This is a genomic window from Amycolatopsis sp. SID8362, from assembly GCF_010550475.1.
Lineage (GTDB): Bacteria > Actinomycetota > Actinomycetes > Mycobacteriales > Pseudonocardiaceae > Amycolatopsis > Amycolatopsis eburnea.
This window is the reverse complement of sequence record NZ_JAAGNB010001573.1, coordinates 1-3,065: the sequence shown is the minus strand read 5'-3', so window position 1 is coordinate 3,065 and position 3,065 is coordinate 1. Positions and strand designations below refer to the sequence as shown.

Here is a 3,065-nt window from a genome sequence, read left to right as displayed (position 1 = left end):
GCGGCTCGCCGACGGGTGGCTCGGCAGCTTCCACACGCCGGCCCAGGCGCGGGAGGCCCGCATCGCGATCCAGGAGGCCGCGGCGGAAGCCGGGCGCGAGATCGAAGCCGACCACTTCGGGCTCAGCCTGGCGGTGGCCGACCAGGGCGTGCCGGACCAGCTGCTGGCCGCGGCGGCCAAGCGGCAGCCGGGCGTGCCGGTCGAGGACCTGGTCGCGACCAGCTGGCCCGAGGCTCGCCGGCTGGTCGAGCAGCACATCGAAGCCGGCCTGACGAAGTTCGTCATCCGGCCGGCCCACGGCGACTTCGAGGAGTTCCTGGCGCACTTCCAGACGGAACTGATGCCACTGCAGAACTGACTGTACCTACTGGTATGTACACTCAGGGCCGTGGACACGAGGGAGCGCCTCATCGAGAGCACCCGCACCCTGTTGTGGGAACGCGGGTACGTCGGGACCAGCCCGAAGACCATCCAGCAGCTCGCCGGCGCCGGCCAGGGCAGCATGTACCACCACTTCTCCGGCAAGGAGGAGCTGGCGCGCGCGGCCATCGAGCGCACCGCCGAGGAGCTGCGCGCGGCCGCCGAAGCGCAGCTGTCCGGGCCGGGCACCGCGCTCGAACGCATCGCGGCGTACCTCCGCCGTGAGCGCGACGTCCTGCGGGGCTGCCCGGTGGGGCGGCTGACACAGGACCCGGACGTCATGGCCGCGCCCGCGCTCCGGGCGCCGGTCGAAGAGACGTTCTCCTGGCTGCGCACCCGGCTCGCCGAAGTCGTCGCGGAGGACGACGGCGGCCTCGACCCGGCGGCCACCGCGGCCGCCATCGTCGCGACCCTGCAGGGCGGCTACGTCCTCGCCAGGGCCGCGGACCGCACCGAGCCGTTCGAGCAGGCGATCGAGGGGATCCTCGCGCTGCTGAAGACCCGCTGAAGGGAAGCCATGCCGACTGAACCGCTGAGCCGCGTGATCGTCCTCGACCAGGAACTGCCGGCCCCGCTGGCGACGTCGCGGGTCGAGATCCGGCGGATCACCATCGCCCCCGGCCACGCCGCCGGGCTGCACGTCCACAACGGACCCGTCTTCGGCAGCATCGAAACGGGTTCGGCGGTCTACCAGATCGAGGGCGGGCCGGAGACCGTGCTCGAACCGGGCGACGTTTTCTACGAACCCGAAGGCGTCCGGATCGCCCGGTTCGACGCGCGCGACGACGGCGTGACGTTCCTCGGCTACTTCCTGCTCGCCGACGGGATGACCGCCGAACTCGTCTTCCCCGACGCTTAGAACTCCAGCTGCTCGGTCTTGCGCGGCATCAGCAACAGCGCCAGGACCGACAGCACCGCCACCGCCAGCAGGCCGATGAACACGTAGTGCGTCGCGTCGTTCAGCGCGCCTCGGACGAACGTCGCGACCGGGGAGTCGGCGTGGCCGCCCAGCACCAGGCTCGTCGCGTCCACCGACGGCGGCAGCTTGCCCGCGACCTCGGCCGGCGGGTTCGCGAACCGCGAAGCCAGCGTGGCGTTGGCGATCGCGCCGAACACCGCCGCGCCGACCGCACTGCCCAGTGACCGGCTGAACAGGTTCGTCGCGGTGACCACGCCGCGGCGGTCCCAGCCCACCACGGACTGGATTGCCACCAGCGTCGGGCTCGCCGCCAGGCCGAGGCCGATGCCGAGGACGAACGCCGCGACCGCGGCCGACCAGATCGACGACGTCGCGCCGAGCGTGGCCACCAGCACCCCGCCCGCGATGATGAACACGCTGCCGATCAGCGCCGTGTCGCGGAAGCCGATGCGCAGGTAGATCTTGCCCGCCAGGGACGCCGAGATCGGCCAGCCGACCGTCAGCGCCGCCACCGCGAACCCGGCCACCAGCGCGCCCGCGCCGAGCACGCCCTGCGCGTACGTCGGCAGGTACGACGTCAGGCCCATCAGGACCGCGCCGACCACGACCGCGACCAGGTTGCCGCCCACCAGGATCCGCCGGGTGAACACCCACAGCGGCAGCACCGGCTCGGCCGCGCGCTTCTCCACCAGCACGAACGCCACCAGCAGCGCCGCGCCCACGACGAAGATCGCCACGCTCGGCAGCGAGCCCCACGCCCACGCGACGCCGCCTTCGAGCAGGCCCAGGATCACCAGCGAGCAGCCGATGGTGAGCAGCGCGGCCCCGGTGTAGTCGACCTTGTGCGGCTTGCGCTCCACGCGCTCGGCGAAGTTGCGGTGCAGCATCAGCGCGGCGATGGCGCCCAGCGGCAGGTTGACGAAGAAGATCCACCGCCAGTCCAGGTACTCGGCGAACACGCCGCCGAGGGTCGGGCCGACCACCGACGCGACGCCCCAGACGCTGGCGACGTAGCCCTGCACTCTGGCGCGTTCCTCCACCGTGTAGAGGTCGCCGATGATCGTCATCGACATCGGCTGGATCGCGCCGGCGCCGATGCCCTGCACCGCGCGGGCGGCGATCAGCACCGGCATGCTCCACGCGGCGCCGCACAGCACCGAGCCGATGAGGAACGCGGCGATCCCGAAGAACATCACCGGGCGGCGGCCGAGGACGTCGGCGAACTTGCCGTAGAGCGGCACCGTGACGGCCTGGGTCAGCAGGTAGATCGAGAACAGCCACGGGAACTGCGAAAACCCGCCGAGGTCGCGCACCACCGACGGCACCGCGGTCGCGATGATCGTGCTGTCCAGCGCCACCAGCGCGGTGCTGAGCATGACGGCGACCAGCACCGGGCCGCGTTCCGAACGGAAGCCGACCCCCTTGACGCTGGTGGCGGCGGGTGTCGTCATCGGCGGGCTGCTCCTCGGGGCGGTCATGTCCGGGGTCAACTACTTTGCAGTCCTAAGCATTCCACCGGGAGGCACCGCACCCCAGCGAATTTCCGTCGCCGCGCTCATCACGCAAGATGGGAGGGGTGAGCGACTGGATCCGGCCGATCGGGCGGGGCTGGGTGGTCCGCGACGCGGTCCCCGGCCCGGACGTCGACGAGTTCGCCGAGCCCGACCGGGTGATCGACGCGCTGGCCGCGCCCGGGGCCGGCGACACCCTGCTGGCCGTGCAGCAC

The 3,065-nt window shown here is 71.9% G+C and carries 3 protein-coding genes and 2 pseudogenes; 4 read left to right on the top strand and 1 reads right to left on the bottom strand.

The features are described 5' to 3' along the window. The 3 genes and pseudogenes from G3I65_RS48730 to G3I65_RS48720 form a co-directional block, all read left to right on the top strand. Positions 1-358 (top strand): annotated as a pseudogene (locus tag G3I65_RS48730) (TIGR03854 family LLM class F420-dependent oxidoreductase); the annotation flags it as partial. Between the two features lie 30 nt (positions 359-388). Then, a complete protein-coding gene (locus G3I65_RS48725; protein WP_160702390.1) occupies positions 389-928 on the top strand; it encodes a TetR/AcrR family transcriptional regulator in 540 nt (179 codons plus the stop codon). 9 nt (positions 929-937) lie between these two features. Beyond that, a complete protein-coding gene (locus G3I65_RS48720) occupies positions 938-1,279 on the top strand; it encodes a cupin domain-containing protein (RefSeq protein ID WP_203612719.1) in 342 nt (113 codons plus the stop codon). On the opposite strand, the gene G3I65_RS48715 is transcribed toward G3I65_RS48720, so the two are convergent. After that, positions 1,276-2,790: an MDR family MFS transporter gene (locus G3I65_RS48715; RefSeq protein ID WP_160702388.1), complete on the bottom strand. Its 1,515-nt coding sequence runs from the start codon at positions 2,788-2,790 to the stop codon at positions 1,276-1,278. The genes G3I65_RS48720 and G3I65_RS48715 overlap by 4 nt on opposite strands. A 116-nt stretch (positions 2,791-2,906) precedes the next feature. Here G3I65_RS48715 and G3I65_RS57980 point away from each other — a divergent pair. After that, positions 2,907-3,065: pseudogene (locus tag G3I65_RS57980) on the top strand (DUF1015 domain-containing protein); the annotation flags it as partial.